Annotated in this window: 20 protein-coding genes, 1 pseudogene and 1 other annotated feature; of the genes and pseudogenes, 16 read left to right on the forward strand and 5 right to left on the reverse strand. The window is 57.3% G+C overall.

From position 1 onward, the window contains the following. The first annotated feature begins 40 nt into the window (after nucleotides 1-40). Nucleotides 41-262: a binding site (T-box leader), on the forward strand. A 76-nt stretch (nucleotides 263-338) separates the two neighbouring features. The 4 genes and pseudogenes from leuS to ETR37_RS08455 all read left to right on the forward strand — a co-directional run bounded on the left by leuS (nucleotide 339) and on the right by ETR37_RS08455 (nucleotide 4,026). Then, nucleotides 339-2,756: a leucine--tRNA ligase gene (leuS, locus tag ETR37_RS08440; protein ID WP_129447144.1), complete on the forward strand. Its 2,418-nt coding sequence runs from the start codon at nucleotides 339-341 to the stop codon at nucleotides 2,754-2,756. 57 nt (nucleotides 2,757-2,813) lie between these two features. After that, nucleotides 2,814-3,128 carry a rhodanese-like domain-containing protein gene (locus tag ETR37_RS08445; protein ID WP_011232313.1) on the forward strand — a complete coding sequence of 105 codons (315 nt, stop codon included), beginning with the start codon at nucleotides 2,814-2,816 and terminating at the stop codon, nucleotides 3,126-3,128. A gap of 450 nt (nucleotides 3,129-3,578) precedes the next feature. Further along, nucleotides 3,579-3,731 (forward strand): annotated as a pseudogene (locus tag ETR37_RS08450) (M4 family metallopeptidase); the annotation flags it as partial. Between the two features lie 115 nt (nucleotides 3,732-3,846). Continuing rightward, entirely contained in the window at nucleotides 3,847-4,026 is a 180-nt protein-coding gene (locus ETR37_RS08455; protein WP_008880941.1) for a sporulation protein Cse60, read from the forward strand. 192 nt (nucleotides 4,027-4,218) lie between these two features. On the opposite strand, the gene ETR37_RS08465 is transcribed toward ETR37_RS08455, so the two are convergent. After that, nucleotides 4,219-5,529: a BaiN/RdsA family NAD(P)/FAD-dependent oxidoreductase gene (locus ETR37_RS08465; protein ID WP_081133059.1), complete on the reverse strand. Its 1,311-nt coding sequence runs from the start codon at nucleotides 5,527-5,529 to the stop codon at nucleotides 4,219-4,221. A 113-nt stretch (nucleotides 5,530-5,642) separates the two neighbouring features. Here ETR37_RS08465 and ETR37_RS08470 point away from each other — a divergent pair, with 113 nt between their 5' ends. After that, nucleotides 5,643-7,268, forward strand: a complete 1,626-nt coding sequence (locus tag ETR37_RS08470) for a putative polysaccharide biosynthesis protein (protein WP_081133060.1) — start codon at nucleotides 5,643-5,645, stop codon at nucleotides 7,266-7,268. Between the two features lie 201 nt (nucleotides 7,269-7,469). Here the strand turns inward: ETR37_RS08470 and ETR37_RS08475 are convergent, their stop codons facing one another. Further along, the gene (locus ETR37_RS08475) at nucleotides 7,470-7,682 is read right to left on the reverse strand and encodes a hypothetical protein (RefSeq protein WP_033006856.1); all 213 of its coding nucleotides are present in this window, start codon (nucleotides 7,680-7,682) and stop codon (nucleotides 7,470-7,472) included. Nucleotides 7,683-7,786: 104 nt separating this feature from the next. Here ETR37_RS08475 and ETR37_RS08480 point away from each other — a divergent pair, with 104 nt between their 5' ends. Beyond that, the gene (locus ETR37_RS08480; protein ID WP_044744751.1) at nucleotides 7,787-8,533 is read left to right on the forward strand and encodes a pseudouridine synthase; all 747 of its coding nucleotides are present in this window, start codon (nucleotides 7,787-7,789) and stop codon (nucleotides 8,531-8,533) included. A 95-nt stretch (nucleotides 8,534-8,628) separates the two neighbouring features. Here the strand turns inward: ETR37_RS08480 and ETR37_RS08485 are convergent, their stop codons facing one another. Next, nucleotides 8,629-8,850 carry a DeoR family transcriptional regulator gene (locus ETR37_RS08485; protein WP_008880936.1) on the reverse strand — a complete coding sequence of 74 codons (222 nt, stop codon included), beginning with the start codon at nucleotides 8,848-8,850 and terminating at the stop codon, nucleotides 8,629-8,631. A gap of 250 nt (nucleotides 8,851-9,100) precedes the next feature. Here ETR37_RS08485 and pepV point away from each other — a divergent pair, with 250 nt between their 5' ends. The 6 genes from pepV (at nucleotide 9,101) to ETR37_RS08515 (ending at nucleotide 16,643) form a co-directional block, all read left to right on the forward strand. Continuing rightward, nucleotides 9,101-10,516, forward strand: a complete 1,416-nt coding sequence (gene pepV / locus ETR37_RS08490) for a dipeptidase PepV (protein ID WP_020756853.1) — start codon at nucleotides 9,101-9,103, stop codon at nucleotides 10,514-10,516. A gap of 68 nt (nucleotides 10,517-10,584) precedes the next feature. Continuing rightward, nucleotides 10,585-11,769 (forward strand): maltose permease, encoded by a 1,185-nt coding sequence (malA, locus tag ETR37_RS08495; protein WP_015375648.1) that lies wholly within the window; start codon nucleotides 10,585-10,587, stop codon nucleotides 11,767-11,769. Next, a complete protein-coding gene (gene thpR, locus ETR37_RS08500; RefSeq protein WP_015375647.1) occupies nucleotides 11,766-12,344 on the forward strand; it encodes an RNA 2',3'-cyclic phosphodiesterase in 579 nt (192 codons plus the stop codon). Before malA ends, thpR begins: the two co-directional genes overlap by 4 nt. 11 nt (nucleotides 12,345-12,355) lie before the next feature. Then, nucleotides 12,356-13,294, forward strand: coding sequence for a hypothetical protein (locus tag ETR37_RS08505; protein WP_015375646.1), 939 nt, complete (start codon nucleotides 12,356-12,358; stop codon nucleotides 13,292-13,294). Between the two features lie 101 nt (nucleotides 13,295-13,395). Next, nucleotides 13,396-15,552, forward strand: coding sequence for a type I pullulanase (gene pulA / locus ETR37_RS08510; RefSeq protein WP_020756857.1), 2,157 nt, complete (start codon nucleotides 13,396-13,398; stop codon nucleotides 15,550-15,552). A gap of 308 nt (nucleotides 15,553-15,860) precedes the next feature. Then, nucleotides 15,861-16,643, forward strand: coding sequence for a phosphotransferase family protein (locus tag ETR37_RS08515; RefSeq protein ID WP_081133065.1), 783 nt, complete (start codon nucleotides 15,861-15,863; stop codon nucleotides 16,641-16,643). 109 nt (nucleotides 16,644-16,752) lie between these two features. Here the strand turns inward: ETR37_RS08515 and ETR37_RS08520 are convergent, their stop codons facing one another. Further along, entirely contained in the window at nucleotides 16,753-17,022 is a 270-nt protein-coding gene (locus ETR37_RS08520) for a YtzH-like family protein (protein WP_015375643.1), read from the reverse strand. 208 nt (nucleotides 17,023-17,230) lie between these two features. Here ETR37_RS08520 and trmB point away from each other — a divergent pair, with 208 nt between their 5' ends. Then, on the forward strand, nucleotides 17,231-17,884 hold the full coding sequence (trmB, locus tag ETR37_RS08525; RefSeq protein WP_020756861.1) for a tRNA (guanosine(46)-N7)-methyltransferase TrmB: 654 nt from the start codon (nucleotides 17,231-17,233) through the stop codon (nucleotides 17,882-17,884). A gap of 80 nt (nucleotides 17,885-17,964) precedes the next feature. Then, the gene (locus ETR37_RS08530) at nucleotides 17,965-18,813 is read left to right on the forward strand and encodes a YtnP family quorum-quenching lactonase (RefSeq protein ID WP_129447145.1); all 849 of its coding nucleotides are present in this window, start codon (nucleotides 17,965-17,967) and stop codon (nucleotides 18,811-18,813) included. On the opposite strand, the gene ETR37_RS08535 is transcribed toward ETR37_RS08530, so the two are convergent. Further along, nucleotides 18,808-19,107 carry a PepSY domain-containing protein gene (locus tag ETR37_RS08535; protein ID WP_033006861.1) on the reverse strand — a complete coding sequence of 100 codons (300 nt, stop codon included), beginning with the start codon at nucleotides 19,105-19,107 and terminating at the stop codon, nucleotides 18,808-18,810. The two genes, ETR37_RS08530 and ETR37_RS08535, sit on opposite strands and share 6 nt — an antisense overlap. A 116-nt stretch (nucleotides 19,108-19,223) precedes the next feature. Here ETR37_RS08535 and ETR37_RS08540 point away from each other — a divergent pair, with 116 nt between their 5' ends. Both ETR37_RS08540 and ETR37_RS08545 read left to right on the forward strand, forming a co-directional pair. Further along, nucleotides 19,224-20,300, forward strand: coding sequence for a M42 family metallopeptidase (locus ETR37_RS08540; RefSeq protein WP_033006862.1), 1,077 nt, complete (start codon nucleotides 19,224-19,226; stop codon nucleotides 20,298-20,300). Nucleotides 20,301-20,345: 45 nt separating this feature from the next. After that, on the forward strand, nucleotides 20,346-20,876 hold the full coding sequence (locus tag ETR37_RS08545; protein ID WP_013524367.1) for a DUF84 family protein: 531 nt from the start codon (nucleotides 20,346-20,348) through the stop codon (nucleotides 20,874-20,876). Nucleotides 20,877-20,929: the final 53 nt, after the last annotated feature.

Consider the following 20,929-nt stretch of genomic DNA (forward strand, 5'->3'; position numbering starts at 1 on the left):
AAGCGTTAGCGAAGTGGGGGTAGTTGACGTGCGAATAAGGCGAATAACGGTGAAGAGGAGCAGTAGCGGGCCCGACGGACGGCAGAGAGTTGACGGATGGTGCGAGTCAACCGAAGTCGGCTCGTGAACTCGCCTCGGAGTTGCCGGCGTGAACGGTCATCGACAGCGCCGGCCGTCCATCCGCGTTAAGGAAGAAAGCGGGTGCGCCGTTTGGCGCGCCAAAAAGGGTGGTACCGCGGGAAGCGCGCCTCTCGTCCCTTTGCTGTGGGGATGGGGGGGTTTTTTTGTACATATTTTCGTCAATGATGCAAGTAGAACTTGATAGGAGGAGTGCTGCGATGAGCTTCAACCACCGCGAAATTGAACAAAAATGGCAGGACTATTGGGAGAAAAACAAAACGTTCCGCACGTCCGATGATGATGACAAGCCGAAGTTTTACGTTCTCGACATGTTCCCGTATCCATCCGGCGCCGGCTTGCACGTCGGCCATCCGGAAGGATATACGGCGACCGATATTTTGGCGCGCATGAAGCGGATGCAAGGGTACAACGTCCTTCACCCGATGGGCTGGGACGCGTTCGGGCTGCCGGCCGAGCAATATGCGCTCGATACCGGCAACGACCCGGCGGAGTTTACGCAAAAAAACATCGACAATTTCCGCCGGCAAATCAAATCGCTTGGCTTTTCGTACGACTGGGACCGGGAGATCAATACGACCGACCCGAACTATTACAAATGGACGCAATGGATTTTCTTGAAGCTGTATGAAAAAGGGCTCGCCTACATGGATGAAGTGCCGGTCAACTGGTGCCCGGCGCTCGGCACGGTGCTGGCGAACGAAGAGGTGATCAACGGCCGGAGCGAGCGCGGCGGGCATCCGGTCATCCGCAAGCCGATGCGGCAATGGATGCTGAAAATCACCGCCTATGCCGACCGCTTGCTTGAAGATTTGGAAGAGCTCGACTGGCCGGAAAGCATTAAGGAGATGCAGCGCAACTGGATTGGCCGTTCGGAAGGAGCGGAAATCGAGTTCGCCGTCGACGGCCATGACGAAACATTCACCGTGTTCACGACGCGTCCGGATACGCTGTTTGGCGCGACGTACACCGTCTTGGCGCCGGAGCATCCGCTCGTTGAAAAAATCACGACGCCGGAGCAAAAGCCAGCCGTTGACGCCTACTTAAAGGAAATTCAAAGCAAAAGCGACCTTGAGCGCACCGATTTGGCGAAAGAAAAAACGGGCGTGTTCACCGGCGCGTACGCCATTCACCCGGTCACCGGCGATCGGCTTCCGATTTGGATCGCCGACTACGTCTTGATGGGCTACGGCACTGGGGCGATCATGGCCGTGCCGGCGCACGACGAGCGCGACTATGAATTCGCGAAAACATTCCACTTGCCGATCAAAGAAGTCGTTGCCGGCGGGAATATCGAAAAGGAAGCGTACACCGGAGATGGTGAGCATATCAACTCCGAGTTTTTGAACGGCTTGAACAAGCAGGAAGCGATCGACAAAATGATCGCCTGGCTTGAGGAGCACGGCAAAGGGCGGAAAAAAGTGTCGTACCGGCTGCGCGACTGGCTGTTCAGCCGCCAGCGCTACTGGGGCGAGCCGATTCCGATCATCCATTGGGAAGACGGCACGATGACGCCGGTGCCGGAAGAGGAATTGCCGCTTGTGTTGCCGAAAACGGATGAAATTAAACCGTCGGGAACGGGCGAATCGCCGCTCGCCAACATCGAAGAATGGGTCAACGTCGTCGACCCGAAAACCGGCAAAAAAGGGCGGCGTGAAACGAACACGATGCCGCAATGGGCGGGCAGCTGCTGGTATTACTTGCGCTACATCGACCCCCACAACGACAAGCAGCTCGCCGATCCGGAGAAATTGAAAAAATGGCTGCCGGTCGACGTCTACATCGGCGGGGCGGAGCACGCGGTCTTGCATTTGCTGTACGCCCGCTTCTGGCATAAGTTTCTTTATGACCTTGGCATCGTGCCGACGAAAGAACCGTTCCAAAAGCTGTTCAACCAAGGGATGATTTTAGGCGAAAACAATGAAAAAATGAGCAAATCAAAAGGCAACGTCGTCAACCCGGACGACATCATCGAAAGCCATGGCGCCGACACGCTGCGGCTGTATGAAATGTTCATGGGGCCGCTTGAAGCGTCGATCGCCTGGTCGACGAAAGGGCTCGACGGCGCGCGCCGTTTCCTTGACCGCGTCTGGAGGCTCTTTGTCACCGAACATGGCGAACTGAACCCGAACATTGTCGACGAACCGGCGAACGACACGCTCGAGCGCGTCTATCACCAAACGGTGAAAAAAGTGACGGAAGACTATGAAGCATTGCGCTTTAACACTGCCATTTCGCAGCTGATGGTGTTCATCAACGAAGCGTATAAAGCCGAGCAAATGAAAAAAGAATACATGGAAGGGTTTGTCAAACTGTTGTCACCGGTTTGTCCGCACATCGGCGAGGAGCTGTGGCAAAAGCTTGGCCACACGGACACGATCGCCTATGAACCGTGGCCGACGTATGATGAAACGAAGCTTGTCGAGGACGTCGTGGAAATCGTCGTGCAAATCAACGGCAAAGTGCGGTCGCGTTTGCACGTGCCCGTTGACTTGCCAAAAGAAGCGCTCGAGGAGCGGGCGCTCGCCGATGAAAAAATCAAAGAGCAGCTTGAGGGCAAAACGGTGCGCAAAGTGATCGCCGTCCCCGGCAAGCTCGTCAATATCGTCGCCAACTAATGATGAGGGCGGGCTTCGGCCCGCTCCTGATCCACCAACGAAAGGGGTCGATCTGCCATGGAAGAGATCAAGGAAATCACGCCGGCTGAAGTGAAAGAAAAACTCGAACGCGGGGAAAAGCTGAACATTGTCGATGTGCGCGAAGACGAAGAAGTCGCCCTCGGCATGATCCCCGGCGCCAAACATATTAAAATGGGCGACATCCCCGATCGGCTTGAGGAATTCGACCGCAATGAAGAATATATTTTCGTCTGCCGCTCCGGACGGCGGAGCGAAAACGTCTGCCGCTACTTGCAAGAGCTCGGCTATCGCGTCCGCAACATGACGGGCGGCATGCTCGAGTGGGAAGGCGAAACGGCGCCGAAGCAATAAGCGCTTTCGGCTCAAAGAACAGGGCATGGCGGTGGGCCATCATCCAAAGTGATCCCGTTTTTGTCGAGACCAAAACGACCGAACGTGTCAGCGGATGGAACAGCCCCGCTCGGTCAAGAGGAATGGCTTGCTGGCGCCGGCCTTTTCATGCGTCCGGCGGCTTGCGCGTCTTCGGTCGGCGTATAGTGGGGAGTCGGGCGGTTCCGCGTTTCTCAACGGTGAATATTGTTCTTCCCGCACGGTCCAATGGTTGTTTGCCGCTGGTCTTGCATGAGCGAAAAAGCGTCCCAGCTTTTTGGGGCGCTTTTTCCATTTTGTTTTAGTACCAAAGTGTGATGAAAGAAAAAAAAGGAAAGGATATAATTTTCGGTAAAATCAGACACTTGTTCGAAGGAGGAGCTCTCTGTTGAAACTCGGCGACCGCTTGAAATTCGCCCGCTTGATGAAAGTTTCTACCGGGCGCTTGTCTACTATTTGACGCCGACGTCGAACTTCAGCCAGCTGCGCGCCGCCTGCGTGCAAGCGGCCGCTGATTTGTACGGGTCGACAAGCCAAGAAGTCAACTCGGTGAAACAGGCGTTCAATGCGGTTGGCGTGTATTAAGACGAATGAAGTTTCTGACGTCACGCGTCCCGCTGTTCGGGGGCGCGTGACGCCTTTTGTGGGCAGGATTTTCCCTAAATGCGTGGAAAAGGAAAAAGAAAACGGGGGAATGGCGATGTACAAAGTGAAAGTGTTTGATAAAGAGCATGAAAAAGATTTGGAAGCGGCGGTCAATGATTTTTTAGCCCGATTGAAAGACGGACAGTTGATCGATGTCAAGTACAGCGTGGCGGCGATGGAATCGGAAGGCGAGCAAATCTACTGTTTTTCCGCCATGGTCATTTACCGGACTTGACACTTCACACGGCTCCAGACTGTGGGATTCTTTGGCCGTTTTCGTGCTGATCCCCCCAAAGCGGGCGACGCTTTTTTCGTTGCGGCATTTCCATTTCAGGCGGCGAAATTTTGCGATCGCCCGCCTTGAAGACGGGCGTTGTCGGAATGTCAGCGGACGCCCCGGAGCACCCGAGGGGCATGAGGACGGCGGTCAATTCGTTGCTGTCTGCCCCGCGGAGCCGCTCGCCCCGTTTTTTTCCGCCAATGCATAGCGGGCGGCGTTCACGCCGGCGAGCCGCCCGGTGACAAGGGCGGCGGTGATGTTGTAGCCGCCCGTGTAGCCGTGAATGTCCAAAATTTCCCCGCAAAAGTAAAGGCCGGCCATGCATTTGGAGGCCATTGTTTTCGGCTCAATTTCTTTGACCGACACGCCGCCGCCGGTGACGAATGCTTTCTCAAGCGGCAGCGTGCCGTGGACATGGAAGGTGAACTGTTTGCACAGGCGGACGAACGCCCGCAAGGCGTCATGGCTCACCGTGCCGGCAGAGGCGTGCGGGTCGATGCCGGCACGCTCGAGCAAAAAGACGGCGTACCGCTCGGGAAGCACCGTTTTGGCGATCGTTTTCATCGCCTTTTTCGGCTCCTCTTTGCACAGCTTGGCGAAATGTTGAAACAGTTCTTCCTGCGTCACGTCCGGAAGCGCGTCGATGCTCATTTCGACCGCGCCGTCCGCCGCTTTTTTCAACGCCTTAACGACAAACTGGCTGCAGCGGAGAGCAGCTGGGCCGGAAATGCCGAAGTGCGTAAACAGCATATCCATCCGGTGGGTGATGATCGGCTTGCCGTTCGGCTTTAAGACGCTTAACGCGACGTCGCGCAGCGACAAGCCTTGCAGCGTCCGCTCTTTGATGAACGGCTCATGCGAGACGATCGGAACTTCGGTTGGAAACAATTCGGTCACCGTGTGGCCCGCTTTTTCCGCCCACGGATAGCCGTCGCCCGTTGAGCCGGTTTGCGGCACCGATTTGCCGCCGACGGCGACGACAACCGCACGGGCGTGGATCGTCTCCCCGCTTTTCAGCGTGACACCGACTGTTTTTCCTTGTTCATACAACACGTCCGCCACTGGCGATTCAAGCCGAACATCGACGCCAAGGCGCGACAATTCGCGAACAAGCGCGTCGACGACCGACTGGGCGCTGTCGCTTTTGGGAAACATGCGGCCGTGGTCTTCCTCCTTGAGCGGCACGCCGAGCCGCTCAAAAAAGCGGATGATGTCTTCATTGTTAAATACGGAAAAGGCGCTGTATAAAAAGCGGCCGTTGCCGGGAATATGGCGGACCATTTCATCCACCGGCAGCCGATTCGTCACGTTGCAGCGTCCGCCGCCGGAGATGGCGAGCTTGCGCCCGAGCTTCGTTCCTTTTTCCAACAAGAGCACCTTCGCCCCTTCTTCGCCGGCGCCGATGGCCGCCATGAGCCCGGACGGACCGCCGCCGATGATGATGACGTCGTATCCCATGTTCATTCCACCCTTTCTTTTTTGCGCGTGGCCGATATTTTTCGTTCCATTGACAACTATGGTAAAATAGATACGTTGTCATTTTCAACGTCCATGGCTAGGGAAGGGGTCATATGTCAACATCGAAACTGCTGCGCGGCACGTTTATTTTAACGGCTGGCGTGATGATTTCTCGCCTTCTTGGTTTATTTTACGTCATCCCGTTTTACCATCTTGTCGGCGAGCGCGGCGGGGCGCTGTACGGATACGGCTATGTGCCGTACCAAATTTTTTTGAGCTTGGCGACCGGCGGGCTGCCGGTGGCGGTGTCAAAGTTTGTGTCGAAATACAACGCGCTTGGGGAATACGGCGTTGGCTATCGGCTCTTTCGCTCCGGCCTTGTCTTGATGATCGCAAGCGGCATCGCCTCATGGCTCATTTTGTACGCCCTGGCGCCCATCTTGGCGCCGCACGTCATCGATGCGAAAACGAACGTCAACTCGGTCGACGACGTCACGGCCGTCATCCGCGCGGTCAGCTTTGCGCTCCTCATCGTGCCGGTGATGAGCTTGATCCGCGGATTTTTCCAAGGACATGAGTCGATGGGCCCGACGGCGCTGTCGCAAGTCGTCGAACAAATCGCGCGCATCGCGTTTTTGCTTGGGGCGTGCTACGTCATTTTGCGCCTGATGGACGGCTCGATCGTCTCCGCTGTGAGCGCGGCGACGTTTGCCGCGTTTGTCGGGGCGGCGGCGGGGCTTTTGGTGTTGCTTGTCTATTGGTGGAAGCGGCGTCCGTATTTGCAGTCGCTGCTTGCGCGTGACCGCGGCGAAGCGGACGTGTCGCTTTTGGCGATGTATAAAGAGCTGCTTCTTTCTTCGATTCCGTTTGTTTTTGTCGGCTTGTCGATGTCGCTGTACCAGCTCGTCGATCAGTTTACGTTCAATCACGCGATGGCGGCGGCGGGCCGCGGGAGCATCTCGGAGCACGCGTATTCCGTGTTCAACATGTGGGCGCAAAAGCTCGTCGTCATCCCCGTGACGCTCGCGACCTCGTTCAGCTTGGCGCTCATCCCGACGATTACGAAAGCGTATGTCGCGCAAGACCGGAAAGCGCTGCGGCAATATTTGAACCAGACGTTTCAAGTGCTCATGTTTTTAACGCTCCCGGCGGTGATTGGCATGGCGGTGCTTGCAGGGCCGGTGTACAGCTCGTTTTACAGCTATGATCCGCTTGGTGAACAAGTGTTGCGCTGGTATGCGCCGGCGGCGATTTTGTACGCTTTGTTTTCTGTGACGGCGGCGATCATGCAAGGCATCAACGAGCAGCGGTTTACGGTCGTCAGTTTGACAGCCGGCTTGCTTGTGAAGCTTTTGCTCAACACGCCGCTCATTATGAAATGGTCGGCCGTCGGGGCCATTGTGGCCACGATGGCGGGCTATTTCGTCTCGGTGGCGTTCAACTTATGGGTCATTCAGCGCCGCACGCGCTACCGCTATCGGTTTGTCGCCCGCCGGACGGCGTTTATGGCCATCCTGACGGCGGCGATGTCAGCGGCGGTTATGGGGGTCGAGGCGCTGGCGTCCCGATGGATCGATTACCGCGCCGGCACCGCTGAATCGGTGGGCGCTGTTTCCATCGGCGCAGCGGTCGGGGCGGCCATCTACTTGTTTCTCAGCATCCGCTCCGGGTTGTTTTCGGCGCTGTTTGGCGACCGGTTTGCGTTTTGGCGCCGGAAAGAGAAAAAGGCGGTATCGTAGACGAGGGTGTATGGGGGGATCGGCCGTTTCCTAGAAGCGGCTCGTTTAGGCCGGGAGCCTGGCGGACGGCGCTTCTTGCGAACATCGCGGCGCCCGAGCGAAAGGGTTCGACGACGGCTGTTTTTCGCCCTCCCCCATGCCGTTCGGCTTGTGGCAAAAAAAGAAGAAGGCGGTCGTCCCCGCCTTCTTTCTCCATTTCGCTTACGACAGGCCGAGCCGGCGTTCGACGCGATCGAGGCGGCTTTCCACCCGGTCGAGCCGGCGGTCGAGCCGTTCGACGGCCCGCTCAAGCCGTTCGATGCGCCGCGCCCAGTTGGCGAATGGCCCGCCTGGGTATCCGGGCCAAAATTGGCTGGCTGGCGGCTGTTGACGGTAATCATCCAACGTTGGGACATAATAGTAATATTCATTCATCGGCAAATCCCCCTTCTTGATGTTTCCTTCACAGTGTATGGGGGGAAGGCGGAAGCGGACTAGATGAACGCCTAATGAAGGCCATATTTTTAGGAGGGAGATTTGTGGAGCTGCGCATTGACAAGCTGCTCGCCCATATGGGGTATGGGACGAGGAAGGAAGTGAAAAAGCTACTCAAGTCCGGAGCGGTGAAAGTGGACGGCGCGCCGGTTCGTGATGCGAAAACGAAAGTGCGGCCGGATGAGCAAATCGTGACCGTTTGGGGAGAAACGGTCGAGTACAAGCCATTCATTTACTTGATGATGAATAAGCCTTCGGGGGTCGTTTCCGCGACGGAAGATGCCGTGGAAGAGACGGTCGTCGATTTGCTTGAAGAAGAAGACCGGGCATTTTCCCCGTTTCCGGTCGGGCGGCTTGACAAAGATACGGAAGGGCTGCTGCTCTTGACGAATGACGGCCAGCTCGCCCATCAGCTGTTGTCGCCGAAAAAACACGTGCCGAAAACGTATTTTGCCGTCGTGGACGGGGAAGTGACGGAAGCGGATGTCGCGGCGTTTCAGCGCGGCGTCGTCCTTGATGACGGCTATGAAACAAAGCCGGCCAAGCTCGTTGTGTTGAAATCCGGCCTTCGTTCCGATGTCGAGGTGACGATCACCGAAGGGAAGTTCCATCAAGTGAAGCGGATGTTTCAAGCGGTCGGCAAGCGGGTCGTCTATTTAAAACGAATTCAAATGGGGCCGCTCGCCCTTGACCCGGATTTGGCCGTCGGCGAGTATCGGGAATTGACGGACGAAGAGGTGGACATGTTGAAGCAATACCGGCCAGAGACGGACGAAAAAAAAGGAACCTGACGCGGTTCCTTTTTTATGGAAAAATAGTGGATATTCATCTGTGGAAAAATGGTTCGCGTTCATCTCCCATCTTGCCTACCCTATTGGCACCGGGTTTACGAAGAGATGCGCACTTTTTTGTTTGTGGTCGTCCATTTGCCCTTGCTTGGGCTGCGAACGAGATCGTTGTACATAAGCACGTTTAAGTCGCGCTGGATCGTTCGTGGGGTGGTGCCGAACTCATCAACAAGCTCTTGGGTCGTAACCGTTCCTTTTTCGCTAATGTACATATACACGGATTTGATGCGGGTAAGCATCCGATGTGTTGAAGGTTTCAAAAGACCACTCCCTATCTTAGCATCATTCGCATGGCACAACCGACTGCTAGCAGATGAGAGATGTCTTTGTCTGTTTACTACCATTGTACACGAAATGAGAGGGAAAATGCTACCCGGTTGCCTCTATTCACGAAAAATTTCAACATTTTGTCATGAAACGGAAATCGATTTGCAACGAATGAAACATTTTGACTTCCTGTTTTTGATATGATACGTTGGCAACAAAGGGTGTTGAATAAGGAAAGGAAGAATGGCGTTGAACATCGACTGGATGAACGAAGCGAAGAAACGAAAAGACGATCTTGTCCGCGACGTGCAAGCGCTTGTCCGCATTCCGAGCGTCCGCGATGATCAGCAGGCGCAGCCGGGCGCGCCGTTTGGGCCCAAGGTGGCCGAGGCGCTTGAGCATATGCTTCGCCGCGGCCGGGAGGAAGGGTTTCGCGTCAAAAATGTGGACGGGTTTGCCGGGCATATCGAAATGGGGCATGGGGAGAAACTTGTCGGCGTGCTCGGCCATATCGACGTCGTGCCGCCTGGGGACGGCTGGACGATGGATCCGTTTGCCGCTGAGGTGCGCGATGGCCGCCTTTACGGGCGCGGCGCGATCGATGACAAAGGGCCGACCGTCGCGGCGTTTTACGCGATGAAAATCATCCGTGACCTCGGGCTGCCGCTTGGCAAGCGGGTGCGGCTTATCATCGGGGGCGATGAGGAAAGCGACTGGCGGTGCGTAGAGCACTATTTTCGTCATGAAGAAATGCCGGATGTCGGATTTGCGCCGGATGCTGATTTTCCGATCATTCATGCCGAAAAAGGAATCATTGACGCCGATTTGTCGTACCGCCCGCTTGAATCGGCGGAGGCGGAAGGGCTCGCGCTTGCCTCATTCCAAGCCGGGCGCCGCTACAATATGGTGCCGGATGCGGCCGAAGCGGTGGTGGAAGGAGCGGGACGGACGGAGGAGCTGCTTGGCCTCTATGAACAGTTTTGCCGGGAGCGCGGCGTAAAGGGGAGCATCAGGCAAAGCGAAGGGGCCGTCGTCTTTCAATTGGAAGGGGTGTCCGCTCATGGCGCCGAGCCGGAGCGCGGCAAAAACGCCGGCGTCTATTTGGCGCAGTTTTTGGCGTCGCTTCCGCTCGATGGCCGAAGCCGGCCGTTCATTCAGTTTGTGGCCTCCGCCTTTTTCGGCGATGCCCGCGGCCGGCGGCTTGGCCTTGCGTATCGCGACGAACAAAGCGGCGACTTGACCGTCAACGTCGGGGTGCTGTCGTATGACCGGCAGCATGGCGGAACGATTGGGCTGAACATCCGCTATCCGGTGACGGCCGACGGCGAGGCGATCCGCCGGACGCTCGCTGGCGCCGCGGCTGAACATGGATTCGCGCTCAGCCGGTTCAGCGATACGAAGCCGCATTATATCGACCCCAACCACGAGCTTGTCCGCACGCTTCAGCGCGTCTACGAAGAGCAGACGGGCGAGCCGGCCCGGCTTTTGGCCATCGGCGGCGGCACATACGCCCGCGCCTTGAACGCCGGGGTGGCGTTTGGCGCGTTGTTTCCGGGCCGTCCGGATGTCGCCCACCAGAAAGATGAGTATATCGAAATCGACGATTTGGTGAAAGCGACCGCCATTTACGCGCAGGCGATTTACGAGCTGGCGAAATAAACGGCGGTCCGCCGCCCCGGCGAAAAAGAGAGCGGGGCGGGCGTTGTTTGAACGAAAGGGGGGACGGGATGGAAGCGGCGTTCAAACGGGAGGCGGCGGTGCGAAAACAGGTGTTTCCGCTCTTTTATTTTCTCATCTTTTTTGCTTTTGGCGCGTTGTTTCCGCTTTTGTCCGTCTATTTGCAGGAAGAGGCGCGCCTTTCGGGGGCGGCGATCGGCTGGATCATGTCGCTTCCCCCGATCGTGACGATGGCGGCCCAGCCGCTTTGGGGCACGGCGGCCGATTATACGCGCAAACCGGTCGAACTGTTGACGCTGGCGCTCGGGGTGACAGCGCTGTTTGGGTTTCTTTATTCGCTGGCCGGAAGCTACCGGGTGTTCGTCGCCTTGACCGTGCTGCTGTCGGCGGCGCAAAGCGCGATCGTTCCACTCTCCGACAGCATCGCTCTTCATCATGTGCGCCGCTCGGGCGGAAACTACGGGGCGATTCGGCTTTGGGGATCGATCGGGTTTGCCGCGGCCGTGTTGGTTGTCGGATGGCTGTCTGATCATGTCGCGTTTGTGGTCATTTTTTACGCCTTTTCTGTGGCGCTGCTGGCCGCGTTGGCTTTGGCCGCCCGTCTGCCGCGCTACCCGATGGCGGCGCCGGGGGCGTTGACGCTTCGGGATGTGCGCCGGCTGCTGTCCTTCCGCTCGTTTCAGCTCTTGCTTGTCGCAACATTTTTGCTGTTTGGTCCGATTTTGGCCAATAACTCGTATTTCGGGCTGCTCATTCATGAGTTGGGCGGGACGTTAACTGGCATCGGCTTCGCCTTTTTGTTTGCCGCCGGCAGCGAGGCGCCGTTTATGAAAGCGGCGGATCGGCTCATCGGCCGTTTCGGCATGGTGCGGCTTCTTCTATTGGCTGCGCTCATCTCCGTGGTTCGCTGGCTGTCGTACGCGGTCGACCCGCCTCTTTGGTTTGTGTATGTAACGACGGTCGTCCAAGGCTGCTCGGTCGGGCTGGCGATCCCGACGGCGCTTCAATATGCGCGCCGCTTGGCGCCGGAGCGGGTGCAGGCGACGGCCGTGGCGTTATACTCAGCGGTCGGCAATGGCCTTGGCGCGTGGTTTTGCACGTTGGTGGGCGGATATTTGTTTGAGCGTTGGCAAATCGGCGCTGTCTACTTGTTTTTTAGCATCTGCACGATCGTGGGTGTGCTCGTGCTCCTTTTGCTCGCAAAACGAGAACGAACGGCAGGTGAAGAGAAGTGAAACGAAGCCATTATTTTATCGCTGTTCCGCTGACGTCTGAAGCGAAACAAGCCATTGCCCGATTTTCGGGGGATGCGGCGTCGTCGCTGCCGTTTCGCACATGGGTGCATGAAGAGGACTATCATATCACCCTCGCGTTTTTAGGCGATGTGCCGCCGAAAAAAATGGCGCCGCTGTGCGAGGCGATGGCCGCCGTCGCCGCCAAAAGCGCCCCGTTTTCCCTCGCGCTTGCCGGGCTTGGGACGTTCGGAGAGCGGACGGCGCCTCGCGTTTTTTGGCAAGGAGTCGAAACGGAAGAAGCGTTGAATGGATTGCGGCGCGACGTGTATGAAGCGTGCATGAAGCTTGGGTTTTCCTTGGACCGGCGTCCGTTTGCCCCGCATATTACGATCGCCCGCAAATGGCAGGGAGCCGAACCGTTTCGCCCGGATCGCCTCCGTTCGCTTGCCGCGGCCAAGGTGGTGTTTTCGGTGCCTGAGATCGTGCTGTATCGGACGAATATGGAACGGACGCCGAAGTACGAAGCGATCGCCGTGTTCCCGTTGCTTGGCGCGCCGATGAATGACCGGGAATAGCAGGTGAAACAATGGGTCAGCTCGTGAAACTCATGGATTGCATTTCCCGTTACGAAACGGATGTGTACTATTATGTACCGGAATTCATCCGGCTCAAGCAACGGCAATGGGAGCAGGCAAAAGCGCGGTGGCAAGCCGAACGAACGGCTGAGGCCAGCGGATGGCTTGAAACGGGCGAGACGTGGGATGTTTGGCTTGACAAACCGTCATGGTGGGAACGGCTGACGAAACGATGGCGCCGCCGTGCCGCGCTTACGGAAGAAGAGCCGTTTTCTCTTGCGCCGATGGCTCGTCCGGCGGCTACTCTGGAGGAATTGAAACAGCAGTTTTTGGATGAGTTGTTCGAGTTGCAGCTGAAATGGGCGAGTTCCACGATGATGTACGTTTCCTCCCTCGATGAGGCCGTGTATGGCGATGAGACGTTGAAATATTTTTTGCAGCGGTTTCCGGATACGCATTTATGCTTTTACCGGCCGGTGGCGATGGTCGGCAAGGCGCCGGTGGAGCTGGAGACGATGATGTTGACGCCATCCGCGCTCTGGTGCATTGCCTTTGTCGAAGGAAGGCCGGATAACATCGTCATGGCGTCAACCGGCCGGTTTTGGGTGGAACAAGCCGGAACGAACGAAACGAGGCTGGTCAACCCGGTCGTGTCGCTGCGGCGGACGGAGCAGATCGTTTCGGAGATTTTTCGCAAACATGGGGTTGATTGGCCGATCCATCTCGTGCTGTTAAACCGCTCCGGCTACATTGACAGCGGCGGTCTTTTTCCGTTTATCCGCTATATTGATAAGCGAAATTATGACGAGTGGTTTTCCCGCCTGCGCCGCTCAGCTCTCCCGCTTCGGCACGGGCAGCTGAAAGCGGCTGAGGCGCTGCTTCGCCATTGCGCCAGCTTTTACGACCGCCGGCAAGACGAGAATATGAACAGCGAGGAAGGGCAACAATAGAAACATCTGTGCATCGATAGGGCGACCGGCCGATGATTTGGCACCGCCCTTTTTCTTTTACGTATGATGGTATTAACCGGAGAAAAAAGGGGTGAACGCACATGCTTCACATCAGCCGAACGTTTGCCGCCTATTTGGACGAGATGGATCAAATCGTTGTGCTTGCGCCGAAATCGCTCGGCTTTGATGGAATGGCGCCGTTTACGCTCGTGGCGCCGAGCGGCGAGGAGATTCCGCTGTCCGTGCAGCACGTCGAGGATGTTGGGGAGACGGTGAAATATGTGTGCCGGTTTGCATCCGCGTTCGAGTTTGGAGCGACATACTGGGTGCGTTCTTGCCGCGGGGAGGAGACCGATGTTCAAATCGGCGCCGTTGTGCGCACTCCTGCATTTGATGATCGGTTTTTCTATGATGGGCCGTTAGGAGCGGAGTATTTCAAAGAACAGACCGTATTTCGCGTCTGGGCGCCGACTGCCACCGCGGTCAACGTCAAGCTTGTTCATCCGCATCTCGGCGAGGTTCATTGCGTGCCGCTTGAGCGCGGCGAGCGCGGCGTATGGTCAGCCGCCGTCCCCGGCGATTGGGAGCGAGCGTGTTACACGTATATCGCCTGCATCAACCGCGTATGGCGCGAGGCGGTGGACCCGTATGCGACTGCTGTTTCGATCAATGGCGAGTTCGGCGTCGTGATCGACTGGGAGAAAACGAAGCTGGCGCCGCCTTCTTCGCCGCTTCCGCCGCTCTGTTCGCCGACGGATGCCATCATTTATGAACTGAGCATCCGCGACTTTACGAGCCACCCGGACAGCGGCGCCGTCCATAAAGGGAAGTATCTCGGGCTGGCTGAAACGAACACAAGCGGGCCAAACGGGACGGCCACCGGGCTTTCGTATGTCAAAGAGCTGGGCGTCACCCATGTGCAGCTCATGCCGTTTACCGATTTTGCCGGGGTTGATGAGCGCGACCCACAAGCGGCTTACAACTGGGGATACAATCCCCTTCATCTATATGCGCCGGAAGGGAGTTATGCGACCGATCCAGCGGATCCATACGCGCGCATCATCGAGTTGAAACAGGCGATCCGCACGTTGCATGAAAACGGATTGCGCGTCGTGATGGATGCGGTCTACAACCATGTCTACGATCGGGAGCAATCGCCGCTTGAGAAGCTCGTTCCCGGCTATTACTTTCGCTACGACGCCTATGGCCAACCGGCCAACGGCACCGGCGTCGGCAACGACATCGCTTCGGAGCGGCGGATGGCGCGCCGCTGGATCGTCGATTCGGTTGTATTTTGGGCGAAAGAATATGGCATTGACGGGTTCCGCTTTGATTTGATGGACGTGCACGATATCGAGACGATGAAAGCGGTGCGCGATGCCCTCGACGCCATCGATCCGTCGATCCTTGTGTATGGGGAAGGTTGGGACTTGCCGACGCCCCTTCCTCCGGAACAAAAGGCGACGATGGCCAACGCCAAGCAGCTGCCGCGCTTCGCTTATTTCAATGACCGGTTTCGCGATGCGGTGAAAGGGAGCACCTTTCATTTGCCGGACCGTGGATTCGCCCTCGGCAACCCAGGCGGGCGAGAACAGGTGAAGCTCGCCATTGCCGGGAGCTTGCGAGCGCTCGGCGGGCTGTTTTGCCACCCGCGTCAGTCGATCAATTACGTCGAATGCCATGACAACCATACGTTTTGGGATAAGATGGAGGCGGCCAACCATGATGAGCCGGAATGGCTCCGGAGGAAGCGGCAAAAGCTGGCGACGGCGATCGTTCTGTTGGCGCAAGGCATTCCGTTTTTGCACAGCGGCCAAGAGTTTTATCGGACGAAAGGCGGCGATGGGAACAGCTACCGATCGCCCGATGCGGTCAATCAGCTGGATTGGGGGCGGAAAAGCCGCTATGAAGACGACGTCCGCTACGTTCAAGGATTGATCGCTCTTCGCCGCGCGCATGGCGCGTTCCGCCTCGCGACGGAAGCGGAAGTGCTGCGTCATTTCACGTTTCTTGAGCCGTTGCCGCCGTCGGTCATCGCCTATCGGCTGCATGATGTCGCCGTCTATGGGCCTTGGGAGGACATCATCGTCGTGCATCATAACGAGGAGAAAGAGACCGCCATTGCGCTCCCCGACGAGCGCGAGTGGGCGGTTGTATGCGACGGACAGCGATGCGGGACAACGCCCTTTGGCCAAGCGCGCGGCATGCTTCGGCTCGACGGCGTCGGCACATGGGTGCTCGTCCAGCCTGCGGGGTAATCGCTCAGACGGCGCGTGGGAATTGTCTCAAGGTTTGCAGAGGAGCGGTGGTTATCGATTTGATGAAACATGCCGCCGTTGAGACGAAACGGGAAAGGGCGGCCGACCGGAGTGGGAGCCGCGGGGCGCTTCCGCTTTGGCAGTTTTAAGCAAGGTGTTTGCCGAGAAAAATGTTTGCATGCCGGAGCGGTATTTCAGTATAATACAAGTAAAATGGACGGAAGAAGGACGCGGCCTGGCCGTCCTTTTTATTTGGGCGCGAGAAGCAAACGGAGACGTTTCTATTTTTAAGTCGCAGGTGAACACGCTTGGAACAGTTACTAGGTAAGGAGTGGGAGATCACTCCCGCTGGCGGCGCTACAGGGGATGCGTATTTTGCGGAATATGAAGGAAAGAAATTGTTTTTAAAGCGGAATTCTTCTCCGTTTCTTGCTGTATTGTCGGCCGAGGGCATCGTCCCGAAGCTTGTATGGACGAAGCGGCTCGAAAACGGCGATGTGTTTACGGCCCAGCAATGGCTGAACGGCCGGGAGCTGAAGCCGTGGGAGATGGGAAGCGAGCAAGTGGCGGCGCTGCTAAGGAAAATCCATCGTTCAAAAGAGCTGGTGACGATGCTGAAGCGGCTCGGCAAATCTCCGCTGCGCGCGAAGAAGATGCTCGCTGCGCTCGCTGAGCAACAGCGGCGCCATCCGGCCGGTGGTTCTGTCGTCTGTCAGGCGCTTGACTGGCTTGAACAGCATGTTTCGTCATTGCCGGATGGCGAATATGTTGTCTGCCACTGTGACATCAATCATAACAATTGGCTGCTGGCCGACGATGGCACGTTGTACTTGATCGATTGGGACGGAGCGATGATCGCTGATCCGGCGATCGACATCGGCATGTTGCTTCATCTGTACATTCCGCGCGTCGAATGGGAAGCATGGCTCGACCGATATGGATGGGCATGGAGCGAGCAGCTTGGCCTCCGCCTAAAGTGGTATACGATCGCTCATACGTTGCACTCGCTGTTTTGGCCGAAAGGGAAGGACGGCCAAAAAGAAAAGGAGCAGTCGCTTCGGTTATTGAAGCGCGTCATGGTAGAGAGTTGACCAAGCGAGGCCTCAGCGTCCGAACGGCCGGCGCTGGGGGCGGCGCGATCGCTGCGTTCGGTTGTCGCCGCGCCGTTTGTTTCCGCTGTCGATGACGGAGACGCCGCGGTCAGGACAGCCCATTCACCCAATCGGCGAGCTGGCCTTGGTGGGCGGAAATGTGGGCGTTTAAGTCAGCGCTGTATTTCCCGCCTTGGCCATAAGCGTAAATATGGGGGAGAATTTGCTTGACTTGGCCGTCCACCTCATCGTTGGCGAGCAGCGATTTGGCGAGCCGTTCAATTTGTTCGCATTCGGAAACCGTTCCGCAGCAATCGAGCTGATGTTCGGATAAAATGTCGCGAAGTACGGTCAATTGATGGTTATAGTCGAGCGGCATGCTGGTCACCATCCTTTCGCCAGGCTGTACGGTTTTATCATGCCCGGATCGAGCCGAGTTTATGATTCGAAACCGAAAAGACCCCCTGCTTCCACGCGTGAGCGTAGATGGGAGAGCGTTCAGGCCCGGGCGTTTTTTCGCGTTTGCTTCTTTGGCGCGAGTGTGGTATCGTCAAACCAACAAACGGAAACAAGGCTGAGGTGTCAATATGCGTTTGCGCAACAAACCGTGGGCGAAAGACAAAATCGCCGCGTATCCGCAATACGTCATTCCCGATCCCGAAGCAAAGCGCGGGCGATGGCGCGAGCTGTTCGGCCGTGATCGGCCGATCCATGTCGAGATCGGGACGGGGAAAGGCAAATTTATCACGGAAATGGCCAAACTTCATCCGGATGTCAATTTCATCGGCATCGAGCTGTACCCGAGCGTGCTCGTGTCCGCGCTTGACAAACTGATCGAAAGCGGGCTCGCGAACGTCAAGCTGCTGAACGCCAATGCGAAAGATCTGACTGCGTTTTTTGCCGACGGGGAAGTGTCGCGCCTTTATTTGAACTTTTCCGACCCATGGCCGAAAAAGCGGCACGAAAAGCGGCGGCTGACGTATCGGGGCTTTTTGGCGCTCTATGACCGCATTTTGGCGGAAGACGGAGACATCCATTTGAAAACGGACAATCAATCGTTTTTCGAATACTCGCTTGTCAGTTTGTCGCAATATGGGTTTGTGCTCGCATCGGTCCAGCTCGACTTGCATCAAAGCGGCATGACGGACAATGTCATGACAGAGTATGAGGAAAAATTTTCCTTAAAAGGAAACCGCATTTACCGATGCGAGGCGGTGCGCCCGCCGCGGCGGTCGTCATAGGCCCGAACCGATTGGTCGGGTCTTTTTCTATTTCCGATTGATGGAGAAAATGGTACACTAGTGGAGGGGGGAGAGAGGAAATGGAACAGTTGCGAATTGGACAAGTCACATTGACATGGCTTCGGGGCGGCGTCACCCATCTTGACGGCGGGGCGATGTTTGGCGTCGTGCCGAAACCGCTTTGGTCGAAAAAATATCCTCCGAACGACAACAATCAAATCGAGCTGCGCACCGATCCGATTTTGGTGGAAGCCTATGGAAAACGGCTGCTCATTGAATCCGGCATCGGCAACGGCAAGCTGACCGACAAGCAAAAGCGCAACTTCGGCGTCACGGAAGAATCAGCGATTGATGAATCGCTTGCCAAGCTCGGGCTGACGCGGCGCGACATCGACATCGTCATCATGACCCATTTGCATTTTGACCATGCGTGCGGATTGACCGTTTGGGAAGACGGACGGCTCGTGCCGGCGTTTCCGCGCGCGGCGATCATCACCTCGGATGTCGAGTGGGAGGAAATGCGAAACCCGAACATCCGATCGCGCAATACGTATTGGAAAGAAAATTGGGAGCCGATCGCGGATCAAGTCGTTCCGTTTACAAAGGAAACGGAAGTCGTTCCTGGCATCCGCCTCATCCATACCGGCGGGCATAGCGCCGGGCATGCGATCGTGCTCATCGAATCAGACGGGGAGATGGCCATTCATCTTGGCGATTTGCTTGGCACGCACGCCCATCAAAACGTCCTTTGGGTGATGGCGTACGACGATTACCCCATGGATTCGATTTTTGCCAAACAGCGATGGCTCCCGTACGGCGTAAAGCAAAATGCGTGGTTTACCTTCTACCATGATGCCTACTATCGGGCTGTGAAATGGCAGGAAGACGGGACGATGGCCGCCGTCGTGAAGCGGGAGCGGCCGCTATGACAGCGGCTTGGCGTCTACGATGGCTCCCGTGTAGGCGTTGATGAAAAACTCGTCATCCCCGTCGTCGCGGCAGACGCCGCCGCGGTATACGGTGTACGCCAGGCCGTTTTTCTCATACCGCTCCGGGGCGGATTGAATCCAGGAACCGCGGATGGCGCGCGGACCGCCAAGCGCGCGTTTGGCCATGGCCAGCGCTTGTTCCGGGGCAAGGAGCGCCGGTTTGGAAGCGGAGCGGATGGCATAGACGACGGCCGCACCGACGGCGGCGCCGACGAGCCACTGTTTCCAAGCCATGTTTCTTTCCTCCTTCTCGCTTTGATACGGTTTAGTATAGCCGATTTTGGCGGAACATGTAAGAAGGACGGAAAGAAACGGAACGGTGAAATCGAACATAGAAAGGGAGACGCGTGATGAATGAGGACACGCTGCAATTATTCCAAACGTTGACCGAGCTTCCAGGCGCACCGGGTTATGAACATCCGGTGCGGCAGTTTATGCGCAAAGAGCTCGAGAAATACGCCGATGACATTGTGCAAGACCGCCTCGGGAGCCTTTTCGGCGTCAAACGCGGCGATGAGGCGGGCCCGACGGTGATGGTTGCCGGCCATATGGATGAAGTCGCATTTATGGTGACGGCGATCACCGACAATGGCATGATTCGGTTTCAGCCGCTCGGCGGCTGGTGGGATCAAGTGCTGCTCTCCCAGCGCGTGCAGATTATCACGGACGGAGGGCCGGTCATCGGCGTGATCGGGTCGATTCCGCCGCATTTGCTTGATGAGGAGCAGCGCAAGAAACCAATGGAGATGAAAAACATGTTGATTGACATCGGAGCGGAAAGCCGTGAAGATGCCGAACGAGTCGGCGTCCGCCCCGGTCAGCCGATCGTGCCGGTCAGCCCATTCACGGTGTTGGCCAACGGAAAAACCGTGATGGCAAAAGCGTGGGACAATCGGTTTGGCTGCGGGTTGGCGATCGAGCTGTTAAAAGAGCTGAACGGCGAAACAGTGCCGAACGTCTTGTACGCTGGAGCGACTGTGCAGGAAGAGGTCGGGCTGCGTGGGGCCCAGACGGCGGCAGCGATGATCAACCCGGACATCTTTTTCGCCTTGGAAGCCAGCCCGGCCAACGACATGTCCGGCGACAAGCAGGCGTTCGGCCATATCGGCAAAGGGGCGCTCATCCGCTTGTACGACCGGACGATGATTACGCACCGCGGCATGCGCGAATTTGTGCTTGATACGGCGGAAACGATCGGCGTCCCGTACCAGTTTTTCATTTCCCCAGGCGGCGGAACCGACGCCGGGCGGGTGCATATCGCCAACCGCGGCGTGCCGTCGGCGGTGATCGGCATTTGCGCCCGCTACATTCATACGCATGCGTCGATCATTCATATCGATGATTACGCGGCGGCCAAACAGCTCATCGTTGAGCTCGTCAAACGGTGCGACCGGACGACGGTCGAGACGATTCGCCAAAACAGCTGAGGAGAAGCGAACGCTTCTCCTTTTCCATGACAAGGAGGGCACTGGATGAAAACTGTTGCGGTCGGAACGAACAATGAAGCGAAAATCGCCGCCGTTCGGGCGGTGCTTTCGGAAAAGGAATACCGCATTGTATCGCTTGAGGTGCCATCAGGCGTTTCCGCACAGCCGCTGTCCGATGAGGAGACGCGGCTTGGCGCCATCGGGCGCGCCAAACGGGCGCTCGAAGCGGCGGAGGCGGACATCGGCATCGGATTGGAAGGCGGCGTGACGAAGATCGATGGGCAATGGTGGCTGTGCAACTGGGGGGCGCTCGCTGACCGAAACGGAGTGGTGGTGGCCGCCGCCGGCGCCCGCCTCGCCCTCCCGCCGGACGTCGGGGCCGGCATCGAGGCGGGGCGCGAGCTCGGCGACGTGATGGAAGCGTACACCGGGAGGAGGAACGTTCGGCGGAAAGAAGGTGCGGTCGGCGTGTTGACGAACGGGCGCGTTGACCGATCGGCGATGTTTTCCCACATCGTCGAGCTTTTGGCCGGTCAATATGAATGGCTTTGTCAAAACGGGTCGTTCCATGTATGATAAATAACGAACGGTCATGCCGATGATGGCGGCCGGCTGAATGAGCGGGCCGC

This window comes from Geobacillus sp. PK12 (genome assembly GCF_004123125.1).
Lineage (GTDB): Bacteria > Bacillota > Bacilli > Bacillales > Anoxybacillaceae > Geobacillus > Geobacillus zalihae.